Origin of the sequence: Amycolatopsis sp. 195334CR (assembly GCF_017309385.1) — a bacterium.
Classification (GTDB): domain Bacteria; phylum Actinomycetota; class Actinomycetes; order Mycobacteriales; family Pseudonocardiaceae; genus Amycolatopsis.
This window is the reverse complement of sequence record NZ_JAFJMJ010000004.1, coordinates 228,345-254,791: the sequence shown is the minus strand read 5'-3', so window position 1 is coordinate 254,791 and position 26,447 is coordinate 228,345. Positions and strand designations below refer to the sequence as shown.

At 71.9% G+C, this 26,447-nt stretch carries 24 protein-coding genes; 12 read left to right on the top strand and 12 right to left on the bottom strand.

Annotation, left to right across the window (positions count from 1 at the left end):
- The 7 genes from JYK18_RS44990 (at window position 1) to JYK18_RS44960 (ending at window position 9,055) form a co-directional block, all read left to right on the top strand.
- A complete protein-coding gene (locus JYK18_RS44990; protein ID WP_206810402.1) occupies window positions 1-1,200 on the top strand; it encodes a cytochrome P450 in 1,200 nt (399 codons plus the stop codon).
- Between the two features lie 2 nt (window positions 1,201-1,202).
- The gene (locus JYK18_RS44985; RefSeq protein WP_206810401.1) at window positions 1,203-2,369 is read left to right on the top strand and encodes a serine hydrolase; all 1,167 of its coding nucleotides are present in this window, start codon (window positions 1,203-1,205) and stop codon (window positions 2,367-2,369) included.
- Between the two features lie 130 nt (window positions 2,370-2,499).
- A complete protein-coding gene (locus JYK18_RS44980) occupies window positions 2,500-3,162 on the top strand; it encodes a response regulator transcription factor (protein ID WP_307796370.1) in 663 nt (220 codons plus the stop codon).
- A gap of 138 nt (window positions 3,163-3,300) precedes the next feature.
- On the top strand, window positions 3,301-3,810 hold the full coding sequence (locus JYK18_RS44975; protein WP_206810400.1) for a lamin tail domain-containing protein: 510 nt from the start codon (window positions 3,301-3,303) through the stop codon (window positions 3,808-3,810).
- A gap of 61 nt (window positions 3,811-3,871) precedes the next feature.
- Window positions 3,872-4,135, top strand: coding sequence for a helix-turn-helix transcriptional regulator (locus tag JYK18_RS44970; RefSeq protein ID WP_307796369.1), 264 nt, complete (start codon window positions 3,872-3,874; stop codon window positions 4,133-4,135).
- Window positions 4,136-4,275: 140 nt separating this feature from the next.
- Entirely contained in the window at window positions 4,276-4,905 is a 630-nt protein-coding gene (locus JYK18_RS44965; RefSeq protein ID WP_206810399.1) for a lamin tail domain-containing protein, read from the top strand.
- A gap of 205 nt (window positions 4,906-5,110) precedes the next feature.
- Entirely contained in the window at window positions 5,111-9,055 is a 3,945-nt protein-coding gene (locus tag JYK18_RS44960) for a S8 family peptidase (RefSeq protein WP_206810398.1), read from the top strand.
- Here the strand turns inward: JYK18_RS44960 and JYK18_RS44955 are convergent.
- Entirely contained in the window at window positions 9,025-10,089 is a 1,065-nt protein-coding gene (locus JYK18_RS44955; RefSeq protein ID WP_242584602.1) for a helix-turn-helix domain-containing protein, read from the bottom strand. The two genes, JYK18_RS44960 and JYK18_RS44955, sit on opposite strands and share 31 nt — an antisense overlap.
- Before the next feature lie 51 nt (window positions 10,090-10,140).
- On the opposite strand from JYK18_RS44955, the gene JYK18_RS44950 reads away from it, so the two are divergent.
- Window positions 10,141-14,010, top strand: a complete 3,870-nt coding sequence (locus tag JYK18_RS44950; protein WP_206810397.1) for a tetratricopeptide repeat protein — start codon at window positions 10,141-10,143, stop codon at window positions 14,008-14,010.
- Window positions 14,011-14,095: 85 nt separating this feature from the next.
- Here the strand turns inward: JYK18_RS44950 and JYK18_RS44945 are convergent, their stop codons facing one another.
- A complete protein-coding gene (locus JYK18_RS44945; RefSeq protein WP_307796368.1) occupies window positions 14,096-15,058 on the bottom strand; it encodes an arabinan endo-1,5-alpha-L-arabinosidase in 963 nt (320 codons plus the stop codon).
- A 223-nt stretch (window positions 15,059-15,281) separates the two neighbouring features.
- On the opposite strand from JYK18_RS44945, the gene JYK18_RS44940 reads away from it, so the two are divergent.
- The 3 genes from JYK18_RS44940 (at window position 15,282) to JYK18_RS44930 (ending at window position 18,393) form a co-directional block, all read left to right on the top strand.
- The gene (locus JYK18_RS44940; RefSeq protein WP_206810396.1) at window positions 15,282-15,836 is read left to right on the top strand and encodes a hypothetical protein; all 555 of its coding nucleotides are present in this window, start codon (window positions 15,282-15,284) and stop codon (window positions 15,834-15,836) included.
- A 218-nt stretch (window positions 15,837-16,054) separates the two neighbouring features.
- The gene (locus JYK18_RS44935) at window positions 16,055-17,389 is read left to right on the top strand and encodes a hemolysin family protein (RefSeq protein WP_206810804.1); all 1,335 of its coding nucleotides are present in this window, start codon (window positions 16,055-16,057) and stop codon (window positions 17,387-17,389) included.
- Window positions 17,386-18,393, top strand: a complete 1,008-nt coding sequence (locus JYK18_RS44930) for a hemolysin family protein (protein ID WP_206810395.1) — start codon at window positions 17,386-17,388, stop codon at window positions 18,391-18,393. Before JYK18_RS44935 ends, JYK18_RS44930 begins: the two co-directional genes overlap by 4 nt.
- Here the strand turns inward: JYK18_RS44930 and JYK18_RS44925 are convergent.
- From JYK18_RS44925 to JYK18_RS44885, 9 genes are all read right to left on the bottom strand, one after another.
- Window positions 18,377-18,886, bottom strand: a complete 510-nt coding sequence (locus tag JYK18_RS44925; RefSeq protein WP_206810394.1) for a GNAT family N-acetyltransferase — start codon at window positions 18,884-18,886, stop codon at window positions 18,377-18,379. The genes JYK18_RS44930 and JYK18_RS44925 overlap by 17 nt on opposite strands.
- 27 nt (window positions 18,887-18,913) lie before the next feature.
- Window positions 18,914-19,732: an NPP1 family protein gene (locus JYK18_RS44920; RefSeq protein ID WP_206810392.1), complete on the bottom strand. Its 819-nt coding sequence runs from the start codon at window positions 19,730-19,732 to the stop codon at window positions 18,914-18,916.
- Window positions 19,733-19,883: 151 nt separating this feature from the next.
- Window positions 19,884-20,099 (bottom strand): DUF397 domain-containing protein, encoded by a 216-nt coding sequence (locus JYK18_RS44915; protein ID WP_242584717.1) that lies wholly within the window; start codon window positions 20,097-20,099, stop codon window positions 19,884-19,886.
- A 252-nt stretch (window positions 20,100-20,351) separates the two neighbouring features.
- Window positions 20,352-21,692, bottom strand: a complete 1,341-nt coding sequence (locus tag JYK18_RS44910; RefSeq protein WP_206810391.1) for an erythromycin esterase family protein — start codon at window positions 21,690-21,692, stop codon at window positions 20,352-20,354.
- Between the two features lie 525 nt (window positions 21,693-22,217).
- Window positions 22,218-22,676 (bottom strand): Asp23/Gls24 family envelope stress response protein, encoded by a 459-nt coding sequence (locus tag JYK18_RS44905; protein ID WP_206810390.1) that lies wholly within the window; start codon window positions 22,674-22,676, stop codon window positions 22,218-22,220.
- A gap of 59 nt (window positions 22,677-22,735) precedes the next feature.
- Window positions 22,736-23,059, bottom strand: a complete 324-nt coding sequence (locus JYK18_RS44900; protein ID WP_307796367.1) for a hypothetical protein — start codon at window positions 23,057-23,059, stop codon at window positions 22,736-22,738.
- Complete coding sequence (locus JYK18_RS44895; RefSeq protein ID WP_307796366.1) at window positions 23,056-23,430, bottom strand: Asp23/Gls24 family envelope stress response protein; 375 nt, start codon at window positions 23,428-23,430, stop codon at window positions 23,056-23,058. Before JYK18_RS44895 ends, JYK18_RS44900 begins: the two co-directional genes overlap by 4 nt.
- A 21-nt stretch (window positions 23,431-23,451) precedes the next feature.
- Window positions 23,452-24,009, bottom strand: coding sequence for an Asp23/Gls24 family envelope stress response protein (locus JYK18_RS44890; protein ID WP_206810388.1), 558 nt, complete (start codon window positions 24,007-24,009; stop codon window positions 23,452-23,454).
- The gene (locus tag JYK18_RS44885; RefSeq protein ID WP_307796365.1) at window positions 24,000-24,557 is read right to left on the bottom strand and encodes a sigma-70 family RNA polymerase sigma factor; all 558 of its coding nucleotides are present in this window, start codon (window positions 24,555-24,557) and stop codon (window positions 24,000-24,002) included. The genes JYK18_RS44890 and JYK18_RS44885 overlap by 10 nt, the downstream gene beginning before the upstream one ends.
- A 139-nt stretch (window positions 24,558-24,696) precedes the next feature.
- Between JYK18_RS44885 and JYK18_RS44880 the strand changes: the two genes are divergently transcribed.
- Complete coding sequence (locus JYK18_RS44880) at window positions 24,697-25,656, top strand: TSUP family transporter (protein ID WP_206810387.1); 960 nt, start codon at window positions 24,697-24,699, stop codon at window positions 25,654-25,656.
- 3 nt (window positions 25,657-25,659) lie between these two features.
- Here JYK18_RS44880 and JYK18_RS44875 read toward each other — a convergent pair whose 3' ends face one another.
- Entirely contained in the window at window positions 25,660-26,442 is a 783-nt protein-coding gene (locus JYK18_RS44875) for an MEDS domain-containing protein (protein ID WP_206810386.1), read from the bottom strand.
- Window positions 26,443-26,447 lie beyond the last annotated feature (5 nt).

Genomic DNA, 26,447 nt, shown 5'->3' with positions numbered 1-26,447 from the left:
ATGACCGACCTGTTCACCCAGCCGGAACTGCTCTTCCGCTCGTTCCCGGACCGGCCGTTCCAGCTCCCGCCCGAACTCGGCCGCCTGCGCGAGGAGCGGCCGCTGGCCCCCATGCGCTTCCCCGACGGGCACGAGGGCTGGCTGGCCACCGGGTACGACGAAGCCCGTGCCGTGCTCGGGCACCAGGCCTTCAGCAACCGCTACGAGCTGATGCACGTGCCGCTGCCCGGGTTCAGCGGGGAGCTGCCGCCCGCGCAGCCCGGCGACTTCCTCGGCCTGGACGCCCCGGAGCACACGCGGTTCCGGAAACTGCTCGCCGGGAAGTTCACCCCGCGCCGGATGCGGTTGCTCGCCGAGCAGGTCGCGGCGTGCACCGAAGACCGGCTCACCGTGCTGGCCGGCTCGGCGCGGCCCGCCGACCTGATGGAGGTCTACGCCCGCCCCATTCCCGCGCTGGTGATCTGCGAACTGCTCGGCGTGCCGTCCGCCGATCGCGAGTGGTTCCGCCGCATGGTGGACGGGATGCTCGCGCGGGAGGGCGTGACCGCGGACGACATCGCGGCGAACTGGACCGCGCTGAGCGACTACCTCCGCGAACTCGTCCGGGGCAAGCGGGCGCGGCCGACCGACGACGTGCTCAGCGAGCTGACCACCAGCGACCTCACCGAGGACGAGCTCGCCGGGGTCGGCGCCTTCCTGCTCGGGGCCGGGCTGCACACCACCGCCACCGTGCTCGGCCTGTCCACCTTCGCGCTGCTGATCAATCCCGGCCAGCTCGCCGCATTGCGCGCGGATCCGGGGCTGACCGATCGCGCCATCGAGGAACTGTTGCGCTACACCGGGATCGGCGGTGGTTCGGCACGGGCGGCGGTGGCGGACGTGGAGATCGGCGGCCAGCTGGTCAGGGCGGGCCAGACCGTGGCCATCTCGCCGATCGCGGCGAACCGCGATCCCCGGCGGTTCCCCGACGGCGACGCGCTCGACATCACCCGCGACGCGAGCGGGCACCTGTCCTTCGCCCACGGCGTCCACCAGTGCCTCGGCCAGCACCTGGCCCGCATCGAACTGCGGACCGCGCTGCCCGCGCTGCTCAACCGGTTCCCCACGCTCGAACTGGCCATCCCGGTCCACGAAGTACCGCTGCGCACCGACGCCAACATGTACGACCTCGCCGGCCTCCCCGTCACCTGGAAGGACTGACCGTGACCCACCACGAAAAGACCCAGCGCGTGCTCGACCACGCGGTGGCCGAGTACGGCGTGCCCGGCATCGTCGTCGAGGTCGCCGACGAGCACGGCACCTGGTTCGGCGCCGCCGGGGTGGCCGACCTGGACACCGGCCGCCCGCGCGAACGCGGTGAGCACCTGAACTTCGGCAGCATCGGCAAGAGCTACACCGCCGCGGCGGTGCTCGCGCTGACCGCCGAGGGGAAGCTGGACCTGGACGACACAGTGGACAAATGGCTGCCGGGCGCGGCCGACGCCCACGGCAACGACGGGCGCAAGCTCACCGTGCGCTCGTTGCTCAACCACACCAGCGGCCTGTTCGCCACCGGACTGGCCACCCGGACCGCGGGCCGGTTCATCCGGTCCCGCTGGGAGAAGCACCGCTTCGACGTGTGGACGGTGGACGAGCTGGTGAAGCTCGCCGTCTCGGAACCGCCCGTGGCGGAGCCCGGCGAGACCTTCATGTACTCCAACGGCGGGTATTACCTGCTCGGCGCGATCATCGAGGCGGCGACCGGCCGCACGCACGCCGAGGAGGTGCACCGCACGGTCATCGAGCCGCTTGGCCTCACCGACACCTACGTGCGGCCCGCGGAGGAGACGAAGTACCCGGACCCGCACCCGCGGGCGTATTCGAAGGTGTTCCTGCGCGAGGGCGTGGACCCCGCGCGGGTGACGCCGGAGAACTGGCCGTCCCTGATGGAGGATCCCGGTCTCCCGCCGCTCGACGTCACCGAGATGAACACCTCGCTGGGGCACGCCGCCGGCGGGATCGTCTCCACCACCGCGGACATGCTGCGCTTCTACACCGCGTTGCTGCGGGGCACCCTGCTGCCGCCGGAACAGCACGCGCGGATGTGGGCCACGGTGTCCACCGAGGGCGGGAGCTGGCTGCCCAACAGCCGGTACGGCCTCGGCGTGCACGAGGAAACGCTGCCCGGCGGCCTGGTGCTCCGCGGTGGCGCGGGCAGCGACGCCGGCACGTGCAGCTACCTGCGCGGCACCCCGGACGCGAAGCACCTGGTCGTCATCCACACCAACAACGACTGGTGCACCTTCGGCGTCTTCGCCGAGATCCTGGCCGCGGAGTCCGGCCGGAACCACCGCGAATGCGTCCGCCGGTTTCCGCGCCGGCGGGCGTAATTCACCCGTTTCCCACCGCCGTCAAGAACAACTGTGCCGCTTGGCCGTGTCATCCGCGCGGCGTGGAGTGGTAGTAAGTTCTCTGCGCCCGCGACCGCGCGCGGACGGAACCGATTGGCGAAGGGGTAACGTGGAACACGTCACCACACTGGTGGTTGATGAGCAGCCACTGATCAGATATGCCCTGCGCACCCTGATCGAATCGGCGGGCGAATGCCAGGAAATAGCCGAGGCCGGTAGTGGTGCCGAAGCACTGGCGAAATGCCGCCGGGTGCATCCCGATCTGGTCATCACCGAACTCACGCTGACCGGGGAACGGGTGGGCATCGGAATATGCCGGTTCGCGAAGCGCGCACTGCGCGGAACCGCGGTACTGGTGCTGACCGCGGATTCCTCACCGTCGGCGGTGGCCGCCGCGCTCAACGCCGGCGCGGACAGCTTCGTGCACAAGTCGGCCGGGGACCGCGTGGTCGGCGAAGCCATCCGCCGGACCAGAGCCGGTGAGCGAACCTGGCTGGTGGGCGCGGAAACCGCGCCGCAGCCCGCCCCGCCGCCACCCCCGCCGGACAGCCCGCCGATGACCTCCCGCGAGGAGGAGGTGCTGGCACTGGTGCTGTGCCGCCGGTCGAACGACGAGATCGCCGACCAGCTGCACCTGGCCAGGCAGACGGTGAAGAACTACGTCAGCTGCGTGCTGCGCAAACTCGGCTTCACCAGCAGGCGGGACCTGTTCCGCTCATTGGACCTGCGGCCGAGCCCGTCCGCCGCGGGCCCGCCCCGCCGTCCGGGGTGAGGCCGTACCGGCGGTACCCCGGACCCGGGCGGGACAGTACCGCGCGGCACATCCTCGCTACCGCCCGTGCTCCTAGGCTGGACGGCGCGGGCCTCGTCGTGCCGCGCAGCAGTCCCCTCCGCGGGCGGTGAGGAGCAGATGCCGAGCAGACTGTGCCACCTGGCCGTCGTCGCCGTGCTCACCGCCGCCGCACCGGGCCCGGCAGTGCCGCCGGTCCGGATCCACCAGCTGCTCGCCGGTCCGGCGGGATTCCTCGAACTGCGCAACCTCTCGGCGGCCCCGGTGTGGCTGGACGGCTGGTCCGTGCTCAGCTGCCACGGCAGCGCGCTGGCCGAACTGGCCCGGTTCCCGGCGGGCAGCGCGGTCCCCGGCGGTGGTTCGTTCGTGCTGGCCGGCCTGGACTTCGCCGGGGAGCACGACGCCGACCTGCTCGTGCCCGCGGTGCCCGGCACCGGCCAGCTCCTGCTCGACGGGCACCAGGCGCGGGTGGACGGGGTGGCGGTGGCACCGGAGTCGCCCTGCCGGGAGAACGAGGCCGCCGCACCCTGCCCCGGCCCGCTCTCCCGGGACGCGCTGAGCACCGACACCGACAACAACCGGGTCGATTTCGGCTGCCCGTCCCCGCCCGCGGCCCAGCCGCACCCGTGAAAAAGCAGTAATCCCACTCGCGAAGTCCCGTGCCATCGGTAACGGGACGGAAAGGCATGCCGTGCCCACCCAGGCCAAGCCGGTATTCGACGTGATCGCCGAAACCCGCCGCGACAAAGGACTTTCCCAGGACGAACTGGCCGCCCGTTTGCGGGCCGCGTCGGGGAACAGTGGTATCACCCGGGAGGACGTGTCGCGCTGGGAACGCGGTAAACGCATTCCCGGGCCCTATTGGCGGAGCTGGCTGAGCCAGGTGCTGGACACCTGCCCGCAGGAACTGCGCGCGGCCGCCGCACTGGCCCGCCGATACCGGCGGCATGCATGAGGTCACCGGGAACTGGCCCCTTCCGGCCGCCGACACCATTGCGGCAGCATTGTTGGTACCGGCGGAAAACGGATCCGCACAACGGATTCGGCGCCGGATCGTATTTTCCGTCCCCCTTTGTTTCCCGGAAAGGAAAGACAATGCGTCGTCTGCTGAGTGGTTCGGCTCTCGCGCTGGCCCTGCTGAGCCTGCCGGTGATCGCCGGTGCGGCCAGTGCCGGCCAGCCCGACGAGGTGCAGCCGCTGGCCTCGTCCACGGTGGTGGTCAACGAGATCTCGACCCGCGGCCCGAACGGCACGCTGGACGAGTTCATCGAGATCCGCAACATCAGCAACAACCCGGTGGACCTGACCGGGTACACCATGCGGGTCTACGGCCCGCAGAACGCGCTGGTCGACACCATCACCCTGCCCGCGGGCATCGTGCTCTCGCCCAAGGGCAACGCCGGCCAGTTCCTCGTGCTCACCAGCCAGAACTTCTCCGGCACCATCGAGGACGAGACCAATGTGGTGCCGTTCCTGCTGGCCGGCCCCGAGGGCATCCCGGTCAACGGCGGGGTCGCGGTGGTCAGCCCGACCGGCACCAGGGTCGACGGCATCGCCTTCTCGGCCTCGGTGACCGCGGCGAAGGAAGGGCAGCCCGCGCTGCCCGAGACGCAGGTGACCGAGCAGCTCGCGGCCTCGAGCGGCCGGGACATCGTCAGCACCGACACCGACAACAACCGGCAGGACTTCTCCCTGCACCAGCGCACCCCCGGCCAGCTGAACTGATCTCGGCCCCGGCCACGGCCCGGTCCGCCCACCCGGCGGACCGGGCCTTTCCCGTGCTGGCGCACAGTCGCCAACGGCGACAATCCGCCGACGGCGACTGATGACCTTCGGCGTGGACTAGCTCATCCTCAGTGGAAATGTCTCTCCGCGTTCACCCGGGCACTCCGGGTGTGCGCCCGGGACTCCACGGAGGGAGCGAGCCCCGATGAACCCACGGTCCCCACGCACTGGCGCCACCCCGGCCCGATGCCTGATCGCGGTGCTGTTGCTGCTGTTCGCGCTACCGGCCGCACCCGCGTTCGCGGCCGATCCACCGGTCACCACCACCGCGGTCGCACGGGTGCACCGGCTCACCCTGATCACCGGCGACGTGGTCACCCACACCGTCGACCGGGACGGCCGGAGCACCGCGGACATCGACGCGGCCGAGTCACCCGGCAGGCCGGAACCCTCCTTCGGCACGATGACCACCCCCGACGGGTTCTTCGTCTACCCGTCCGACGCGCTGCCGTTCGTCTCCGCCGGCGTGCTCGACCGGAACCTGTTCAACCTCAGCGCACTCGCCGAGGACGGCCGCGACGACAGCACGAGCGGCACGATCCCGGTGATCGCGGACTACGACGGTGAGCCGGGTATCCAGTCGCTGGAGCAGAAGGCCGACGCACTGGCCGCCGCCGAGACCCGCAGCGTGCTGCCCACCGCGTCGGCCGTGGGCCTGCGCGTGGACAAGGCACGGGCGGGCGAGTTCTGGGAGTCGCTGACCGCCGGTTCGCCTCGGCTGCGCCACGACGTCGCGCGCCTCACCCTCGATCGCCGGGTCCGGGTCGTGCTCGACAAGAGCACCGCGCAGGTCGGCGCGCCGGCCGCGTGGCAGGCCGGTCTCGACGGCACCGGCAGCACGGTGGCGGTGGTGGACACCGGGATCGACGCCGGGCACCCGGATCTGGCTGGCAAGGTGACCGCGTCCGCGGACTTCAGCGGGGAGGGCGACGTGGTCGACCGGCACGGCCACGGCACGCACGTCGCGTCGATCGCGGCCGGGACCGGTGCCGCTTCGGGCGGCAAGTACCGCGGTGTCGCCCCGGCGGCGAAACTGGTGGTGGCCAAGGTTTTCGACAGCAGCGGTGCGGGCGACACCTCGCAGGTGATGGCCGGGATCGACTGGGCGGTGGGCACCGGCGCGAAGATCGTCAACCTGAGCCTGGGCGCCGGGGTGACCGACGGCGCCGACCCGCTGAGCGAGCAGGTCGACGAGCTGTCCGCGAAGACCGGCACGCTTTTTGTGGTGGCCGCGGGCAATTCGGGTCCCGGTGACCGGACGGTCACCACCCCGGGCAGCGCGGCGGCGGCGCTCACCGTGGGCGCGGTCGACGACGCGGGCAAGCTGGCCTGGTTCAGCAGCCGGGGCCCGCGCCTGCGTGACGCACTGGTCAAGCCCGAGCTCACCGCGCCGGGGGTGGAGATCGCCGCGGCCCGCGCGAGCGGCACCGCGATGGGCGCCCCGGTGGACGAGAACTACACCTCGGCCTCCGGCACCTCGATGGCCACGCCGCACGTGGCCGGGGCCGCCGCCCTGCTGCTGCAGCAACATCCACAGTGGACAGGACAGGCGCTCAAGAACGCGCTCGCGTCCACCGCGAAGGACCTCGGGCTGCGCTGGTTCGAGCAGGGCGCCGGGCTGCTCGACCTGAACCGGGTGGTCAGCCAGCCCGCCACCGGCCCGGCCACCGCGAGCTTCGGCCGGCTCGAACGGACCCCGGCCGGCACCGCCGTCACCGAGCGAACACTGGCCTACACCAACGAAAGCGACCAGCCGCTGGCGCTGTCCCTCTCGCTGTCCGTGCAGCAGTGGGACGGCGGCAAGCCCCCGCCCGACGGCGTCAAACTGGGGACGAGCACGCTGTCCGTACCCCCGAAGTCGACCGGTCAGCTGACCGTGACGGCCGATCCGGCGAAGGGCGCGCCCGGTGTCTACGGCGGCACCGTGGTCGCCTCCACCCCGGACGGGAAGACCGTGCTGCGCACCCCGCTCAGCACCTACCACGCACCCCCGTTGTTCCCGGTGACCCTGCGGGTACTGGATTCCGCGGGCAAACCGGCGTCGATGGCCGCGGTCCAGCTGATCGACGACTCCGGCGGCACCGCCTATCCCAACGACCCGATGCTCGGCCCGCTCACCCAGCAGGTCGACCTGGTCGGCGGCACCGGCCAGGTCTCGCTGCCCGCGGGCCGGTACTCGGCGCTGGGCTGGGTGATGGAACGCGGGCTGGCGGTCCGGAGGTGGAGCGCGCTGAGCGTGGCCGAGGCCTCGATCACCGGTCCCGCCCAGCTCACGCTCGACGCCACCAAGGCGGTGCCGGTCGACCTGGTCACCCCGGCCCCGACCGATCAGCGCGACCGCACGGTCATGCTGCGGCGGGTCCTGCCGAGCTACGTCGGCGAAGCCGGGCTCACCGCGGGCGCCACCGCCTGGCAGGTCAGGGCGACCCCGGCCCCGGCGACCAAGACCGGCGAGATCTCCTTGCAGGACACGGCTTCCCTGGCCCAGTCCACCGTCGCGGCGAAACAGGGCGGAACCACGCTGAACCCGGTCTACGACGTGCCCACGCTGGCCGCGGCCTGGCCCGGTGAGCACACCGCGCCGGTGGTCTTCGCCGGTGCCGGACGCGCGGAGGACTTCACCGGCCTCGACGTGAAGGGCAAGATCGCGCTGGTCCGGATCCCCGTGCCGCCGGGTGCGGCCGATCCGGTCGCCGCGGTGTTCCAGGGCGCGGTCAACGCGGCCACCCAGGCAGCGGCCGCCGGCGCGGTGGCCGTGGTGCCCTACGCCGGTGTCCCCGGCGCGCTGCCGATCACCGGGCTCACCAGCACCACGCTCCCCCAGCTCTCCCTCGGTTGGGACCAGGGCGAACTGGTGCGCCAGGCGGGCACGCCGCTCACCCTGCTCGTGCGCGCCGCGCCGGAACTCATGTACAACCTCAGCTACCTCGACGCCAACGGCGTGCCCGCCGCGCACGTCCGCCAAGTTGACCACCAGCAGCTGGTGGCCACCAGGACCGGGTACCACGCCGATCTGCCCGGCCTGTCCGCGCAGAAGAACTTCTACGCCTTCCCCACCGGCCGGTGGAAGACACAACCGTTGCAGGGCACCAAGATCCCGGTACCCGGCAGCTGGACCGAGTACACCGGCCCCGGCGACGACCGGCAGGTGTGGAAGCGCGTGGTCACCCAGTCCGGCCCCGGGCCGGGCGGCAAGAAGGCCTCGCTCGCCATGCACCAGCAGAACATCTACCGGCCCGGCGAGAAGACCCGGCCCGACGAGCACTGGTTCCGCGCGCCGGTGCACAGCACGGCCGTCGAACTCCGGCCCGACCACCCGGCCCGCTACCCGGCGACCGCGGACGGCTGGCGGGTGCTGTGCTCGCTGTGCCGGAGCGGGGACCTGTTCGCCCCGGCGCTGCAGTGGGCCGATTCCGAGGGCGGGCACTTCACCAGCCCGTACGAGAACGGGAAGTACTTCACCACCACCGAAACCCACCTCTACCGCGGGGACACGGAGATCCCGCGCGACAACGCCGGGGACCCGTTCGCCCAGTTCCCGGTCTACCGGCTGGCCCCGGAACCGGCGGTGTACCGGCTGTCCACCGTCGACGTGCTCCCCGCCCAGGCCCAGATCGGCGCGCCGAGCACCTCGCTGTTCGCACACGCCCCGCGCACCGAGACGACCTGGACCTTCGCCTCGGCCCGCACCACCGACGCACCACCGCCGGGTTACCACTGCCACGCCGAGGGCACGGCGTGCGCGTTCCAGCCGCTGATCCTGCTGGACCACCGGTTCCCGCTCGACCTCGGCAACCGCGCGCCCGCCGGCGGGCCGTTCGAGTTCGAGATCACCGCGGCCGAGCACAGCGGTGCCCGTGGTGGCGGTCCGGTGACCCAGCTCAAGACCGCCTACTCCACCGACGACGGTGTCACCTGGACGGCCGCGACGGCCAAACCGCTCGGGGACGCGCGCTGGACGGTGACCGTGCAGCACCCGCCGCAGGCGGGCGCGGTCTCGCTCCGCACCGAGGCGAAGGACAGCGCGGGCAACACGGTGACCAGCACGACGCTCCGCGCCTACCTGCTCGCGGCACCGTCGGCCGGCTGACGGGGTTCGGTGCGGGGCTGGGTGACCGGCACGGTGACCCAGCCCCGCGCCGCGGCCTGCAGTCCGGCCTGGAACCGGGTGCGCGCGCCGAGCACGCCCATCAGCTCGTGCAACCGGCGCTGGAAGGTGCGGTAGCTCATGCCGAGCTGCTTGGCGATGCCGCGGTCGGGCATGCCGGTGGTCAGCAGCGCCAGCAGTCGCATGTCCACAGTGGACAGCAGTTCGGTGCGGGCCTGCGGGCTGCCGGGCAGGCCGAGCGGCATCGCGTCGCACCACAGGAACTCGAACAGCGACCGGAGCGCGCCGAGCAGCGCGCACGGGTGGACCACCAGCGCGGCCTCCACCGACGGCGCGTGCGAATGCAGTGGTACCAAGGCCATCGCGTCGTCGACCAGGATCAGCTTCAGCGGGGCGTCGGTGACCACCCTGGCTTCTTCCCCGAGCGACAACCCCAGTTCGAGGTCGGCGCGCAGGTCGTGCAGTTCGAGCGCGGTCCGGTCGTACACCCCGCGAAACCGCACCCCCCGCGCGAGCAGCTCCCGCTCCACCGGGTGCAGATCCGACGGCGAGCGGGCGTACGGTGGTTTGTCCACAAAGCACACTTCACCGGCCGCGGCCTGGATCATCCGGTCCGCCCGCCCGGCCACCGCGGCGGCCCCGTGCACCACCTCGACCAGCCCGCCCGGCTGCCCGCCGAGCGCGAGCCGGTGCCGCTCCTGCAGTTCGACGGCGAGCAACCGCGCCCGCTCCAGTTCCTGTTCCCTGCGGTGGCACAGCAAGCCGAGCCCGACCTCCGGCGCCACCGCGCTGAACCGCGCCGGCCGGCTGCCGTCCCGCAACACCAGCCCCTCCCGGCAGAGCACCAGAAGCACCGACGCCAGCCGCTGCCTGCTCAGCCCCACCACCCCGGCCAGTTCGGCCGCGGTCGCCGCGCCCCGGTCGACCACCGCCCGGTACACCTCGACGTCGACCTCGCGCAGGCCAGCCAGTTCCAGCACGGTGCACCTCGATTCGCCGGGGGTGCCCACCAGCATCGCCCGAACGGCAGAAGCGCGCACCACCGGGCACCGTGTCCACTGCTGCGGGTGGACACCGCGACCGAACGCCGCCTCACGCTGCTCCGCCGGAGCGACCGGTACGCCGAGACCGAGGCGCTGATCACCGAACTGCTGGGCCCGCCGGAGGAGAACCCGGACGCGCTGGTCGAACTCGGCAGGCTGGCGTTCCAGCGGCGGCGGTACGCCCGCGCCCTCGACCACTTCGAGCGGGCGTGGCGGCTCGATCACGACCACGAACGCGCGCTCGCCTGGCGCGTGGCGGCGCTGAGCAGGCTGAACCGCTTCGACGAAGCGCAGGAGCTGGCGGAGACCGCGCTCGCCACCGCGCCGGGCAGGCACCTCCTGCGGGTGGCCTACGGCCAGGTCGGTGACGACCGCGCCGACCACCGGATGCTGCTCGACCAGGTCGACCGCGTGCTGAAGGAAGCGCCGGATTTCCTCGAAGCCCTGGAGTGGCGGATCTTCGCGCTCAGCGACCTGAACCGGTTCGACGAGGCCGAAGCGGCCGCCACCGAGGCGTTCCGGCGGCACCCGGACGCGGCCGAACTCCACGTCGCCCACTCCTACGCCCTCTACCGCCAGGCCCGCTACCACGAAGCCGCCCAGCGGTGCCGCACCGCGCTCGAACTGCACCCGGAATACGTCCACGCGCACGCCAAGCTCATCGACCACCTGCTCGCCAGGACCGAGTACGGCGCTGCCAGGGAGGCCGCCGAACACGCCGTCGCACTGCTCCCCTGGTCCAGCGAGGTACACCGCTGCCTGGGCCGGGTGTTCGACGCGCTCCAGGACCACGAGGCCGCGCTCGCCGAGTTCGACCGGGTGATCGAGCTCGATCCGCACATCGAGGAGGGCTACACCTGGCGCGCGAGCACGCTGCGCGTCCTCAACCGGACCGCGGAAGCGCTGGAGACCTGCCGCACCGGGCGGGAACGGGTCGACCATCCGGCCGGGATCTGCGCCCAGCAGGCCTGGTGCCACGACGACCTCGAAGAACGCGAGGAAGCCCTGCTGGCCATCGGCGAGGCGGTGAAGATCGCGCCCTACAACCGGTTCTTCGTCTCCTGGCGGATCGCGCTGCTCCGCGACTACCACCGGTACGCCGAAGCCGAAGCGGAAGCACGGGCGGCCGTCGAGCGGATCCCCGGCGACGCGGAACTGGCCTCCACGCTCGCCTGGGCCTACTCCGCGCGCGACCGGGACGAAGAGGCGCTGGTCTGGTTCCGGCGCGCGGTCGAGATCGACCCCCATCGCGTCACGCACCTCCGCAACCTCACCACCGCGCTCGGCTGGCTCTTCCGCTACGAGGAAGCCGAATCGGTGCTCCGCGAAGCGCTGGCGGTGACCCCGGAATCGACCGGCCTGCTGGAGCAGCTCGGCGGCCTGATGCACGACCAGGGCCGCTTCGACGAGGCCATCGACGCCTACCGCTCGGTGCTCCGCGAGACACCCCAGCACGGTTCCTGCTGGGTCAAGCTCATCCGCCTGCTCCGGATCCACCGCGATCTCGACGAGGCCGAGAGCGTGGCCCGCGCGGCGATCGCGGCCAATCCCCGCAACGCGGTGCTGCGCATGGAACTCGGCTACGTCCTCGATGCGAGCGGCCGCCACGAGGAGATGCTCGAACGGTACCGCGCCGCCTGCCTCGAACTCCCGCACGAACTGGTGCTGCGGCGGCAACTGGCGATCGAACTCACCGATCTGGGCCGGGTCGACGAGGCCCTCGCGGTACTCGACGGCATCGACGACGGCGATTTCGAGACCCGGTGGTGGCGAATCTCCCTCCTGGTCAGTTCCCGCCGGTTCGAGCAGGCGGTGGCCGAAGGCAGGCGCGCGGTCGCGGACTTCCCCGAGCACGTCGGGCTCCGCCTGCAACTCGCCGCCGCCCACCAGGCGACCGGCGAGCACGAAGCCGCGCTCGCCGAGTTGCGGAAGGCCAGGGAATTCGACCCGGAAAGCCGCAGCGTCCTGCGCGCCTACGCAGACCACCTGCGAGTCACCCGCGAATTCGGCAAGGCGCTGGAACTCCTGCCCGCCGAGATCGAGCGCAAGCCCAATTACCCCGAGCTGCGCACCGAACTGGGCCTGGTCTACGGCGCGATGGGCCGCGTCGCCGACAAGCTGGCGCAGCACCGGCGCGCGGTGGAGCTCAACCCGTACAGCAGCAATCTCCAGTTCCACTACATCCGCGCGCTCCGCCTCAACGGCCTGCTCGACGAGGCCCACGCCGCGTTGACCGAGGTGCTCGAGAAGTTCCCCGGCTGGACCGGCCTGCTGGCCGAGATGGGCAGGCTCTGCGACGACCGCAACGAGTACGAGGAAGCGTTGTCCTGGTTCGACAAGGCGCTCGCCCGGGCGCCGAGGGCGTGCTGGATCCTGGTGCGCAAGTCGGCCACGCTGCGCGCGCTGGGCCGCTTCAGCGAAGCCGAGGACCTGCTGGCGCCCGAACTGCGCCGCCGCACCTTCGACCTCGACCTGCTGGTCGAATGGGGCTGGGTGCTCCGCGACCGCGGTGAGCTGACCCGCGCGCAGCAGGAGTTCGAGAAGGCCGCCGAGCTGGCGGGCAGCCCCCGCGAGCGCGCCGACGTCCTGCACTGCCTCGGCTGGGTCGCGTTCACCGCGGGCGACGGCGAAACGGCCGAACGCCGCTTCCGCGCGGCACTCGCCGCCCAGCCGCACGCCGCGGACGCCAAGCTCGGCCTGGCCTGGACCCTGGTCAGGACGGCCGAACCCGCCGGGGAGGCCGAGGCCGAACGCCTGTGCCGGGAGGTGCTCGCCGAACGCCCGCGACGGCACATCGCGCACACCTGCCTCGGCGTGCTGCGCGCACACCAGGGTGACCTCCCCCAGGCCGAGCACCACCTCCGGCGCTCCATCGAAATCGACCCCTACGACGGCAGTTACGTCGATCTGGGCGCGCTGTTCGTGCAGATGGACCGGTACGACGAAGCCGAGGAGCTGTTGCGGAAGGCGGTCGAGCGGAACTGGTACGACAGCCAGGCCCACATCGAACTCGGCGGCCTCTACCTCCAGCGCGATTCCGACGCCGAGGACGAGGGCGCGGACGCACGGCGGGCGGCGCAGCACTTCCGGCAGGCACTGGTGATCGACCCGGCGCGCGGGGCCGCCGCCATCGGGCTGGCGCTGGCGCTGGTCAAGGCCCCCGGCGACCTGCTCGCCGCCGAGCGCGTGCTGCGCGCCGCGCTGGCCAGGTCGGACTGCGACCAGCCCCGGTGGCAGCTGCTGGTCGCGCTGAGCAGGCTGCTGATCGAACGCGGTGACGCCACCCAGCGCCGCGACCTGCACCTGGAGGCGCTCAGCTGTGCCCAGCAGGCGATCGAACTGGCCGCCACCGAGCCCGATCCGTACTACGTCGCGGGAATCGCCGCGTACAAGGCCGGCGAACACGGTCCGGAGGTGCAGGCACGCCCGTTCCACCGGCGCCGCGCACTGCGGTACCTGCGCCGCTGCCTGCACCACGACCCCGCGCACGCCGAAGCCCGGCGCGTGCTGAACCTGGCCGAGCAGAGCCTCGCCGTGGCGCGCGGCAGCGTGCTCGGCAGCGTCAGCACCATCGTGGTGGCCGGCGTGCTGCTGATCGCGCTGTGGCTCGGCTTCTTCCTCACCGACAAGGTGACCACGCTGGTGATCGGCACGCTGACGCCGATCCTGGTCGGCCTGATGGCGCTGGGGTTCGTGCTGCCGTTCCTGGTCCGGCTCAAACTGCCCGGCGGGGTCGAGGCCGATCTGTCGGCCAGCCTCAGCCAGGTCACCTCCGGCCCGACCGGCGAGGTCAGCATCGGCCCCGGGCGCCTGGTCGGGCACGGGTTCGACCGCTCGCCCGGCGCCTCCGGCGTCAGCGCGGGCCCCCGCGGCGAGCTGCCGCGCCTCGGCTGAGCCGCCGAATTTTGACACCCGTGCCGCGGCCGTAATACGCCGTATTACGACCGCGGCACGGGTGTCAAAACAGACCCCGCGATGCCTAGTGCACGTACGGCCAGCCCGCGGCGTCGAAGCCGAGCCAGTTGATGCCGAGCAGCGCGGCGCCGTTGTTCGCGTAGTAGTGGTAGGCCAGGATGTCGTGATCGGTGTCGGCGAACACGGACGGGTGGCCGGGGCCATGGATGTCACCGTGCCCGGCCAGGATTTCGGTGCCACCGCCCGAGGTCATCGCCACGCCGTTGCGGTCGGTGAACGGGCCGGTCGGGCTCGCCGACCGGCCGGCCATCACGCGGTAGGAACTCGACGCGCCCTGGCAGCAGTGGTCGAACGAGACGAACAGGTAGTAGTACGAACCGCGTTTGAAGATGACCGGGGCCTCGATCGCGCCACCGCCGCGGCCGGCCAGGTGCCGGATCGCCGAGTCGGAGCGCTTCCCGGTGGCCGGGTCGAGGGCGACCAGCTTGATCCCCGACCAGAACGAGCCGAAGCTGAGCCACCACCGGCCCTGGTCGTCCACCAGCAGGCTCGGATCGATGGCGTTGAAGTCGTCGGTGGTCCGCGATTCGATCACCAGGCCGTGGTTCGCCCAGCTGCCCGGGGCACCGGTGGTGCTGGTGGCGAGGAAGATCGCCGAGCGGTTCGAGCCGAAGGTGGAGGCGGAGTAGTACAGGTAGTACCGGCCGTTGCGATAGGACAGATCCGGTGCCCACAGGTTCCGGCTGCCGCCGGTGTAGGCCGTGGTCCACGGCGCACCGCCGGGGAACGCGGAGCCTTCGTTGCGGAAGGCCGTCCGGTCCGAAGAGGACTTGAGCGCGATGTCGTTCCCGGTGTGCGCGACCAGATAACCGCCACCCGGGCGCTTCACCACCGACGGGTCGTGCACGTTGACGTCCCCGGTGACCGGCCCGGGGTTCGGGTAGGCGGCCACCGCGTGCGGCGCGGCGGCGATCGTCACGGTCATCGCGGCGAACAGGGTCAGCATCGACTTTCGCCAGGCAGGCACGGGAATCCCCTCGATCCGGGACGGGATGGGAGCGTTCCCAGAAGACGCTAGCGCGGTGGTTCCGCCACCGGCAAGACGCGATTGGGGTGCACCTCACCGCACCGCGGGGGAAGTGGCCTGGGGTACCCGCTGAATGGATGAGGGGCGATCGACCGGCATCCGGCCGACCGGCACCGCCCTAACTTCTTGTTCGTCAGAAATCCTTTGACCACAGGAGAAAGCCATGCGATTGAGACGCTGCTTCACCATCGCCGGCCTGTCGGCCCTGCTCGTGCTCGGCGCGAACACCGTGGCCGGTGCGGCGCCGTCCGAGTTCGCCGCGCAGGGGGCCGAGGCCGGGCTGACCGCGAGCCAGATCTCCAGCCTGCAGGCCGAAGCCGACACCTACGTGGCCGAACTCGGCGGCAAGCAGGTCGCGCTGAACCGGGTCGAACTGCCGGGCGCCACCATCACCATCGCGCTGCCGGGTGAGGCGGCGCCCCGCAAGCTGGGCGTGGGCGCGCTCGACGTCCACTGCGACGGCGGCTTCGCCGACTACAAGCACTTCTGCGCCTACCGCGGCCAGAACTTCACCGGCACGCACATCGACATGTTCGCCTGCGGGGTCTACGACATCCCCGAATCCTGGGTCGGCCCCGGCTCCTGGGACAACAACCAGACCGCGGGCACCGTCGCAAAGATGATGAACGACGCGGGCAAGGTCATCTTCAAGACCACGGCGCCGGACTGGGACGAGAGCGGCAGCTGGACCCCGGTCGACCGGATGCGCAACTGCTAGGCCCCCGCAGTGACCCGCGCCGGTGCTCCACCCGGCGCGGGCCCCTCTCCTGTGTGATCCTGCTGTCCATCCGGAACTGATCAGCGGCGTTGTTCGTACTCCAGTCAACCGGACATTTCCGGCTCGATCACCGACCGCGAGAGGACCATGGACCCATCCCGAAGTACCGGCGCACCCCCTGACCACGTCCGGCGCGAGGGGGTGGCGCCACCGTGCTGATGGTGGTGGTCAACATCCTCGTCGGCGTGGTCGTCGTCCTCCTGCTGACCGCGGCGACCGGCTACTTCGTCGCGCAGGAATTCGGCTACATGGCCGTGGACCGCTCCCGGCTCAAGGCCCGCGCGGCCGCCGGGGACCGCGGTGCCGAACGCGCGCTGGGCATCACCCGGCGCACCTCGTTCATGCTCTCCGGCGCCCAGCTCGGCATCACCGTGACCGGCCTGCTGGTCGGGTACGTGGCCGAGCCGATGATCGGCGCGGGCATCGGCACCCTGCTCGGCGGGGCCGGCGTGCCGCAGGCCGTGGGCGTCGCCGTGGGCACCGTGCTGGCGCTGGTGTTCTCAACGCTGGTGCAGATGCTCTTCGGCGAGCTGTTCCCGAAGAACCTGGCGATCGCCAAGCCGGAGCCGGTGGCGCGGAAGCTGGCCTTCTCGACGCGGCTCTACCTGGCCACCTTCGGCTGGCTAATCCACCTGTTCGACCAGGCGTCCAACCTGCTGCTCAAGGCGTTGCGCATCGAACCGGTGCACGACGTCGAGCACGCCGCCACCCCGCGCGACCTCGAGCACATCGTGGCCGAGTCCCGCGACAGCGGCGACCTCTCGAGCGAACTGTCCATCCTGCTCGACCGGACGCTCGAACTGCACGACCGGACCGCCGAGCACGCGATGATCCCGCGTCCGCAGGTCACCGCCATCCCCGGCACCGCGACCGTGACCGACGCCGTCGAGCTGATGGCGGGCGGGCACTCGCGGTTGCCGGTGCTCGGGGAAAGCGTCGACGACGTGCTCGGCGTGTTGTGGCTGCACGACGTGCTGGCGTGCGAAAACCCCGAGCGGACGGTCGCCGGGATCGCCCGCGAGGCCGTGGTGGTGCCCGCGTCGCTGCCGCTGCCGGGCGTGCTGACCCAGCTGCGGGCCTCCGGTGACGAGTTCGCCTGCGTGATGGACGAGTACGGCGGCCTGGCCGGGGTGATCACGCTGGAGGACATCGCCGAGGAGCTGGTCGGCGAGATCACCGACGAGCACGATCCGGAGCACGAGGACCGGGCGCTGGCCGACAACGGCGGCTGGCTGATCCCCGGCACCACGCACGTGGACGAGGTCGAGCGCCTGCTCGGCCACGACCTGCCCGCCGGGGACTACGAAACCCTGGGCGGACTGGTCATCGCCGAACTGGCCCGGCTGCCCGAACCCGGTGACACCGTGCGGGTCGACCTGCCCGCCGGGATCGACGAGGACGCGGCCCGGCTGACGGTGGAGGTCCGCGAGATCGAACGGCACGTTCCCGCTTTGGTCTGGGTGGGCCTCGACACCACGGAGGTGCCGCGATGAGTGGCCTGAGCCCGTTGACGGCTTCGCTGATCTCGGCGGCGATCATCGCGCTGAGCGCGTTCTTCGTCGCCATCGAGTTCGCGCTGATGGCGGCCCGCCGCTACCGCCTGGAGGAAGCCGCCGAGACCAGTGCCTCGGCACGCGCCGCGTTGAAGAGCGCGCGCGAGCTTTCCCTGCTGCTGGCCGGATCGCAGCTCGGCATCACCCTGTGCACGCTGGCGCTGGGCGCGGTCGCCAAGCCCGCCGTGCACGACATGATGACCCCGGTGATGGAGGGCTGGGGCCTGCCCGCGGCCACGGCCGACATCGTCGCCTTCGTGCTGTCGCTGGTGGTGGTCACCTTCCTGCACCTGGTGGTCGGGGAGATGGCGCCCAAGTCGTGGGCCATCGCGCACCCGGAGCGCTCGGCGACCCTGCTGGCGCTGCCGATGCGCGGGTTCATGGCGCTGACCCGGCCCCTGCTGATCGCGCTGAACAACATGGCGAACTGGTGCCTGCGCCGCGTCGGCGTGCAGCCGGTCGACGAGATCAGCGCCGGGCGCACCCCGGAAGACCTGCGGCAGCTGGTCGACCACTCGGCGAAGGCGGGCGCGCTCGCGCCCGAGCGGCGCGACCAGCTGGCGACGGCGCTGGAGCTGAACTCGCGGCCGTTGCGGGAGATCACCCGTCCCCGGGAGGAGGTCGCCGGGGTGCCGGCGGAGGCGTCGGTGGAGACCATCCGGGAGGTCGCGCGCACCAGCGGCCACCTGCGGCTGGTGGTGTTCGACGGGCCGACGCCGATCGGGGTGGTCCACGTGCGGGACGCGCTGCGCCCGGGCGGCACGGCGGGCGAGCTGATGCGGCCGGTGCTCACCTTCGACGCCGGCACCGCGATCTACCTGGCGCTGAACACCATGCGGGACAGCCGGAACCACCTGGCGCTGGTCGAGTCCGATGGTGAGCTGGCCGGTCTGGTCACCCTGCGGGACCTGCTCGACCGGCTGCTGGTCACCGAACCGGCGTGAGGGGTTTGACGTAGCGGTGCGCGGGGACGGCGATCGGGCCGTCCTCGTGCGGGGCGGCGTGGGTGAACAGGCCCTCGTCCGCCCAGCCGTGGCGTTCGTAGAACCGGCGCGCCCGGGTGTTGCCCGCGACCACGGCCAGCCAGGCGGACCGGTGCCCGTTCCCGGCGACCAGCCGTTCCGCCTCGGCCAGCAGCAGGACGGCGACCCCCGAGCCGCGGTGCGCGGCCGACACGTAAACCTGCTCGACCTCGTCGCCGACCACCATCACGAAGCCGGCGACCTCCCCACCGGCCTCCGCGACCGCGGTCCGCGTGCCCGGGTCGGCCACACGCTGGACCGCGCGCTCGCCGAAGGACGCCTCGGTCCGCACCGCGAGCAGCGCGTCCGGCACGTTGCCGAGGTGGGCGTCGCGCCAGCCGGGGTACCAGATCCGCGCGATGGCCGCCGCGTCCGCCGGGGTGGCGGGCCGCGGTCTCGGTGCCGTGCCGTTCATGCGGGCAGCTTAGGCGCCGAGGGCGGGTCAGCCGCGCGGGTCGAACGGGATGCCGTCCGGTTTGGCCTTCTCCAGGTTCGACTCGAACGCGCCGTCCTTGATCGCCAGGCTGGCGCTGCCGTAGTTCGCCGAGGTGAGCTTGTCGCGGATGCCGGCCGGGAAGTTGTTCCAGCTCACCAGGTCCGGGTACTGCCAGGTGCCGTAGTGGTTCTCCGGCGGCTCGTCCCCGGTGGTGGCCTTGCGGAAGCAGTGCGTGCTCGCGCCGTCCTTGTGGTAGACGACCTTCGCGTGCGTGCCCTCCCACTGCATGTCGGCGGCGGCGTGCGTGGCGTAGTCGCCGTGCTGGGAGGTGGAGACGAAGCGGGCCTGGTCGTTCTGCACCCAGACCACCACGTGCTCGATGTCGTGCCGGTGGCCGAAGGCGTCGAGGCCGGGCACCGCCTGATCCTTCTCGAAGTACAGGTCGTAGAGGTAGGCGCACCAGCCGTTGTTGCACTTCGAGCGGGAGTAGGAGTTCGTGTTGTCCAGGTCCGACTGGTCCCGGCAGTTGCCGTTGAGCGCGCCGGAGTTGTTCAGCCCGGGGGCGATGGTGCCGTCGGGGCCGATCGCGGGCGTGGGGTAGCAGCCGTCGGTGTCGTAGTCGAAGGCGGGCTGCCACTTGCCGTCGGGTTCGGTGACACTGGACGGCAGGGCGCGGGGCGGGTCCGCGAAGGCGAGCGCCGGGGGCAGGGCCAGGGTCAGCACGGCCGCGCCGACCAGCGACTTCGCCGCGAAGGAGGTCCTGCCCCGCCACCGGCGGCCTGCCGGTTCGGTCTGCCTGCGCGGACTGCCGGTGTGAGTACGCATCGGGTGGCGGTTCCCTTCGCTCGGCGTCGACGCGCCAAAGCGTAGAGAGGACTCAAGTCAACTCACAACGGACCAAAGTAGGAATTTGAAAAGCATTCACACTTCGGCTTTGTAGTCCACAGTGGACATCCAGGACCGGCAGGGCGCCGGGTCAGCTCAGTACGTCGTCGAACTCGCCGTCCTTGGCGCCGGCGAGGAAGGCCGCCATCTCGGCCTGCGTGTAGACCAGGGCCGGGCCGGTCGGGAACCGCGAGTTGCGGACCGCGATCTCACCGTTGGCCAGCGGAGCGACCTCCACACAGTTGCCCACCGCACCGCTGCGGGAGCTCTTGCGCCACTGCGCGCCGGTCAGCAGCTCGGCCGACATCCCGTTCGAAATCTGCTCCACCTTGATCTCCACCTTCCCGACTCTCCACCAGGGGATGCAAATGCACGTGCATCTGACTGTGCTGTGGACCATAGCACGCGCAAGAGCAGATGAAAATGCACGTGCATTAAGCCTTTTGCAGGTCAGGCGGGTGCTCCTCACTCGTTCGAGGGACATTTGGCCCATGATCAGACTCCGCGCAGTGATCTTCGTGCGGTAGACGCACCGATCGGGTACCCCGATTTCGCCGTCTCAGCGCGGGGTGGTCAGGTCGTCCGGCGTCATCGCAGGCAGACAGACGACGCCATCGAAGGCGGCGGGCAGGTCTACCGCCAAATGGGTGGTGACATGCCGAATGCGACGCGGAATTGCGGCTTCGGTGGCCTGGAGCGCCTGTAGGTCGGAGGGCCCAGGTTCCTGCCCGTCTTCCGTGGCTCGGGCCGCCCGCAGATCGGGAGACCCGGGTTCCTGTCCGCCTTCGGTGACTCGGGTCGCCCGCAGATCGGGAGACCCGGGTTCCTGTCCACCTTCGGTGACTCGGGTCGCCCGCACATCGGCAGGCGCAGGCTCCTGCCCGGCATCCGTGGCTAGGGCCGCCCGCCGATCGGCAGCCGCAGAATCCTGACCGGCGCCCCCCGGCCGGGCCGCCCGCACGTCGGCAAGCACGGGATCCTGCGCCGCCTCCGCGGCCAGAACTGTTCGCCGGTCGGCGGCCGCACGATCCTGACCGGCCTCCGCAGCCCGGGGCACCCGCCGATCGGCAGCTGCGGGACCGGCCTCCGCAGCCCGGGCCGCCTGCACATCGGCAAGCACAGGAGCCTCCCCTGCCTCCGTAAGCCGAGCTGCTCGTAGGTCGAGGAGGACGGGTTCCTGTCCGGTGACGGCGGCCTCAACACTGTCCTCGGCAGGCGGCCCCGCCGGATGCCCGACCACGGTGAAGCCTTGAGGGGCCTCCTCGTCCAGTTCGGTGTCGGTGGTGGTGCCGCCGGTTGCGGTGACGGCGATCGCGACGTAGGCCGGCCCGGCCAGGTGCGTGCCCGCGGACTCCGCCCGGATGCCCGGCAGGAGTTCCATCGGCACGCGCTGGATGTGGGCGTTGTGCATCATCAGCACGATGCGGGCCTCGGGCCCGTGCAACTCGCGCAGCAGCCGGACGGTCTCGGCGTGGTAGACATCCCGCGAGGACACGACCTTCGCGGGCGCCTGGGCCACACCGAGCACGGTGAACTCCCGGAGGTGCTCGTCCAAGCGCAGCGCGCCGAGCGCGTGGTGCCGGGCGATCAGGTGCGCGGAATCCTTCACGGGCATCGCGTCGAGTTGGAGGAGCAGGCGGGCGAGGGCCGCCGTGGCCGCGTCGCGCGAGGCCTCGTCCAGTTCGCTGTAGCGAGCGAACGCGACGCTGTTGTTGGCACTCCGGTACAGCGCGGTCGCCTCGATGGCGGCGTCGGCCAGTTCGGTCGACGCGCGCCGGGCGAGGTAGTCCCGCACCTTGAGCAGCGCCGGCAGCGCGGATCCACCCGACCCCGGTAGATCGAGCCCGGCGAAGTGCACCTGGCCACCGCCCGCGTTGCGCTCACGAAGCCAGCCGAGCATCTCGGCGGGCCGCCGAAGCGGAAGGCGAACCCGTTGCGCGCCACCACATCCGGTTCACCGTCGTGGATCCAGTCGTCGGCCCGCTCGCCCTCGGCGAAACCCGATCCGCAGGCGAGCACGGTGAAGCCGAGTTCGGTCACCAGCGTGCGGAGGAGGTGGGCGCTGCCCGAACTCGCGGATCCCGGTCAACGGCAATGGGCGCACGGACTCCGGCAACGGCATCGCGACTCCCCAGCTGATGATCGGGAGCCCACCCTAGCCCTCACGGTCAGCGGCGCTCGCGGCGCAGGGGCAGCATCGCGCCGATGCCCGCCACCACGAGCACGAAGACGGTGATCCAGGTCAACATTCCTCGCCACCTCCCGTCCGATGCCCCACAGTTGCCCGGATCGCCGCGCCGGGAAACCACCCTTCACCCACCCGTGCGGCCCCGCCGCCCCGGCGCGCCGACCTCGTTCGCCCTGTGCCACAAGGAAATCGCGCCGGAGGACCACCTTCCGGCGCGATCACCCGCCCGGGCGTGGGTCAGCTGACCCTGGCCGGGGCGGGCGCGGAGTCCTCCTCGGGCAGGTGCAGGTCGTGGATGTGGATGTTCACCTCGACCACCTCCAGACCGGTCATGCGCTCGAGTGCGGTGATCACGTTGCGCCGCACGGCCCGCGAGAGGTCGGCGATGCCGACGCCGTATTCGACCACCAGCTGGAGGTCGACGGCGGCCTGCTTCTCCCCCACCTCGACCGAAACGCCCTGCCCCGCGCTCGCCGAGGCGCCCGGGATGCGCTCCCGCAGGGCGCTCATCGCCCGGGCCGCGCCGCCGCCCAGCGCGTGCACGCCGCTGACCTCGCGCGCGGCCAGGCCGGCGATCTTCTGCACCACGGTGTCGGCGATGGAGGTGACGCCCTGCTCGGTCACCAGCTTGCTCTCGGTCTTCACCAGTTCGACCGAAGCCTTGGTCTCGGTCTGCTGCGCGGTGGCGGTGCTCATGGGTTCCTCCCTGGGTTGTCCACTGTGGTCATCGGTAGGACACCGGGAAAACCGGAACGTCACGACCCGATCGGGTAATCCACGCCACTTTCTTCACGGGGGTGCAGGGCGATCCGGTCGATGTCGGTGACCACCAGGCGCAGCCGCGTTCCGGCTGGCAGGACCGGGCCGAGCAGCTCTTCGGCGTGCTCCAGCACTGGCGGCAGCGGCAGTTTCGTCGCCACCAGGCGGATTTCCACCACTTCGGGGGTGACCGTGACGGCCAGGTCGTCCCAGTCCCACGGCACCCAGGCCAGTGACGGCACGGTGGCCGGCGTCGCCGGGCGGAGGCCGGGCACCTTGCGCAACGCCGCCAGCAGTTCCTCGACGACCGCTCCGCTCACCAGCCACCCCGCACTTCGACGTCGAGCACCGCGACCGAAACCGCGGCCACCGCCAGCCCGGTCGCCGCGGCCACCGCCCCGGCCACCGCGCGCTGCACCGCCTGCGCCACCGCGGCCACCTGACCGGCCCCGGACAGCACCAGATCGACCTCGACCCGCACGCTCTCGTTCCCCTCGTAACTGACCCGCACGCCTTCGGTGGGCGCGGGGTCGAGGCCCTTCACCTGCTGGCGCAAGGTGCGCCCCAACGAACCGACCAGGCCGAACACCCCCGGTTCGAGCCGGACCACCCCGGGCACGCCGGCGGCCGCGGCCGCCGCCACCGCGGCCACCACCGGCTCGCCGATCACCCATTCGCCGAACGTCGCCACTGCCACTCCCGCGAAACCCCGTCAGTCCTCGTACAGATCCGCGATCCGGATGTCCAGCTGGGCCAGCGTCACGCCGACGCGTGCCACGGCCGCGGCGGAAACCCGTTCCCGCACGGTGTCCAGCGCGTCCGCGGCGAAGGCGTGGTAGCTCACCGCGACCTCCAGGTGCACCTCGAAGGCACCGGCGAAGGTGACGTCGACCTTGCACGCCCTGGCGCGCACGCCGTCCACGCTGTCCGCGGCGAACCGCAGGATCGCGGCCACCGCCCGGTCGCTGACCCGCGCCTGCCCGGGTTCGGGGGTGGGCAGCGGCAGCAGGTCGTGCCTGCGGACCTCGGCCCGCACCGCCGACATGATCCGGCCGACCAGGTCCGGTGGCGGCTCGACCGCCTCCCTGGCCAGCTCGCCGGTCAGCGAGCGCAGCACCAGCAGCCCCTCTCTGGCGGCGCGGCAGTGCTCGCACGAGAGGTCGTGCTCGTCGGCCCGCCCCGACTCCACCTCGTCGAGCCGGTCCCACACCGCCTCCACGTCACGTCCGCAGGGCAGCGGGTAGGACTCGGCAGCCTGGTTCATCGCCACGGCGCCATCACCTCCGCCAGTTGTGCGCGTGCCCGCGCGATCCGCCCGCGCACCGCGGTGGCCGTGGTGCCCACCGCCTGCGCGATCTCCTCGTAGGACCGCCCGTGCACCTCTCTGAGCAGCCAGCAGGCCCGTTGCTCGCCGGTCAGCTGCTGCAGCGCCCGGCTCAGCGCGGCCAGCTGGGCGCCCACCTCGACCGCCCGGTCCGGGCGCGGCACCGGTGATTCCTGCTCGTCCGGCTCCGCGGCCGAGGACGGCCGGCGGGCGCGGATCACGTTGAGGCACCGGTTGGTGGTGGTGCGGTACAGCCAGCCGACGAAGGCCGCGTCGTCCTGCAGCTGGCCGAGGCGCCGCCACGCGGTCAGGAACACCTCCTGCACGACGTCCTCGGCGTCGCCCCGGCTCGCCAGCATACGCACCGCGAGCCCGTACATGGGGCCTTGGTAGCGGCGAACCAGCTGCTCATAGGCCTGCGTGTCACCGTCGCGGGCCCTGGCGACGAGCGTGACGTCGTCCAGCGGGCCCTCGGTGAGGGGCGCGGCTGACACTGGCAGCTCCTCCTTTTCCGGGTGTTCTGCTCCTAGGACACCCGCTTCGCCGATTCGTCACGCCGGGCGGCGGGGGAATTTTTCCGGATCGTACGCGCGGCGGGGGTGTCCGGCCGGTCGATCACTAGGTTGGGGGGTGATGATCGGGATGGTGGCGCTCGCGGTGCCGGTGGGGTTGCTCATCGGCGCGGTCGGGGTCGGCGGGGTGCTGCTGCCGCCCGCGCTGGTGCACCTGGCCGGGTTCGACGTGCACGCCGCGGCGGGCACCAGCAGCTGGGCGTTCCTGTTCACCGGGGTGGTCGGGACGCTGGCGTACGCGCGGTCGGGGACCATGCCGTGGCCACTGGCGACCCGGCTGGCACTGGGCGCCGCCCCGGCGGCGGCGGGCGGGGCGCTGGTCAACGGCTTGGTGTCGCCGGTGGTGGTGTGGCTGGTGCTGGGCTCGATCACGCTCGGGGCCGGCTTGCACCGCCTACGCGCCGACCGCGCTCGCCGCCGCACCGGTCGCGGCAGCGACGGCGCTGGCCGCGGCGGTGGTGACGACGACGGCGGCAACGGCGACAGCCGCGGCGATGGTGACGACGACGACAACGGTCGCCGCGCTGGCGACGGTGGTGGCGGCGGTCGCGGCGGCGACGGTCACCGCGACGGCGACGACGGTGGCGGTCACGGCAGCGGTGGCGACGGCGGCGACGGCAGGCACAGCGGTGGCCAGGGCCGGAGTGGGGAGCGGATCGGGTTGGCCACGCCGGTCGCGGTCGGGGTGGGGGTGGTGGTCGGGTTCGGGTCGGCGTTGACCGGGACCGGCGGGCCCGTGCTCCTCGTGCCGGTGCTGATGGTGCTCGGGGTGGCGCCGCTCGCGGCGGTGGGGGCGGGGCAGGTGATCCAGGTGCCGCTCGCGGTGTTCGCGGTGGCCGGGTACGGCGCCACCGGATCCGTCCACTTCGGACTCGGGGCGGTGCTCGGGGTGGTCGCCGCCGCCGCGGTCGTGGGGGGCGCGCGGATCGCCCGCCGACTGGACGCCGCGCGGTTGGGCCGCGTCTCCGCCGTCATCCTGGTCGGGGTCGGCGTGTTCCTCTTCGCCCAAGCCGCCCTCTGAACCTCAGCGGAGCTGCTCCACCTGCATCCGCCCGCGCCGGTCCCCCGGCGCCCCCAGGCCGAAGACCTCCCAGCACCGCAGGAACGACGCCGGCGGATCCACCAGCGTCAGCCTCAGCTCCGGGAACACCGCCGTCACCCTGGCCAGCGCCCGCATCCCGGCCACGTCGATGAACCGCAGGTCGTCGAAGGTCAGGCGCATCCGGGCCGACATGCCCGCCGCGGTCAGCATCGCCAGTTCGAACAGGTCCGCGTTGAGCCGGTCGATCTCCCCGCTGACCCGCCACTCCCCCCGCCCCGCGCTGCCCATCCGGAACCCGCGGTCCTCGCGGTTCGCGCCGAAGCCGAGCGGGTGCGCGCACATCGCCGCGCCCACCTCGGCCGGGGTGAACCCGCGGTTGTGGTAGACGCAGACCATGGTGGCGCCCGCCTCGCTGACCACCCGGTCCAGGTCCAGCTCGAACTCCACCAGTTCGCGCGCGGAAAGCGAGTCCAGGCCGAGTTCCTGCATGTCGGCGACCACGCGCAGGCCGCGGTACCCCTCGCGCTGCGCGACGCTCACCTCGGTGCGCAGCCCGCCGACCAGCCCGGCCCCCAGCGAGAACGGCGCCAGCAGGTCCGCCCCGCGACCCCACGGCTCGGCCGACCCGACCACGATCACCTTCTCGCCGGCGCGCCCGCCGCGTGCCCTGGACAGCCCGACCAGTTCGGCGTGGTCCTCCGGCGAATCCACCACCACACCGATGTGCCCGTACGACGTCGTCGGATCCTGCCCGGCCGCCCTCACGGCGG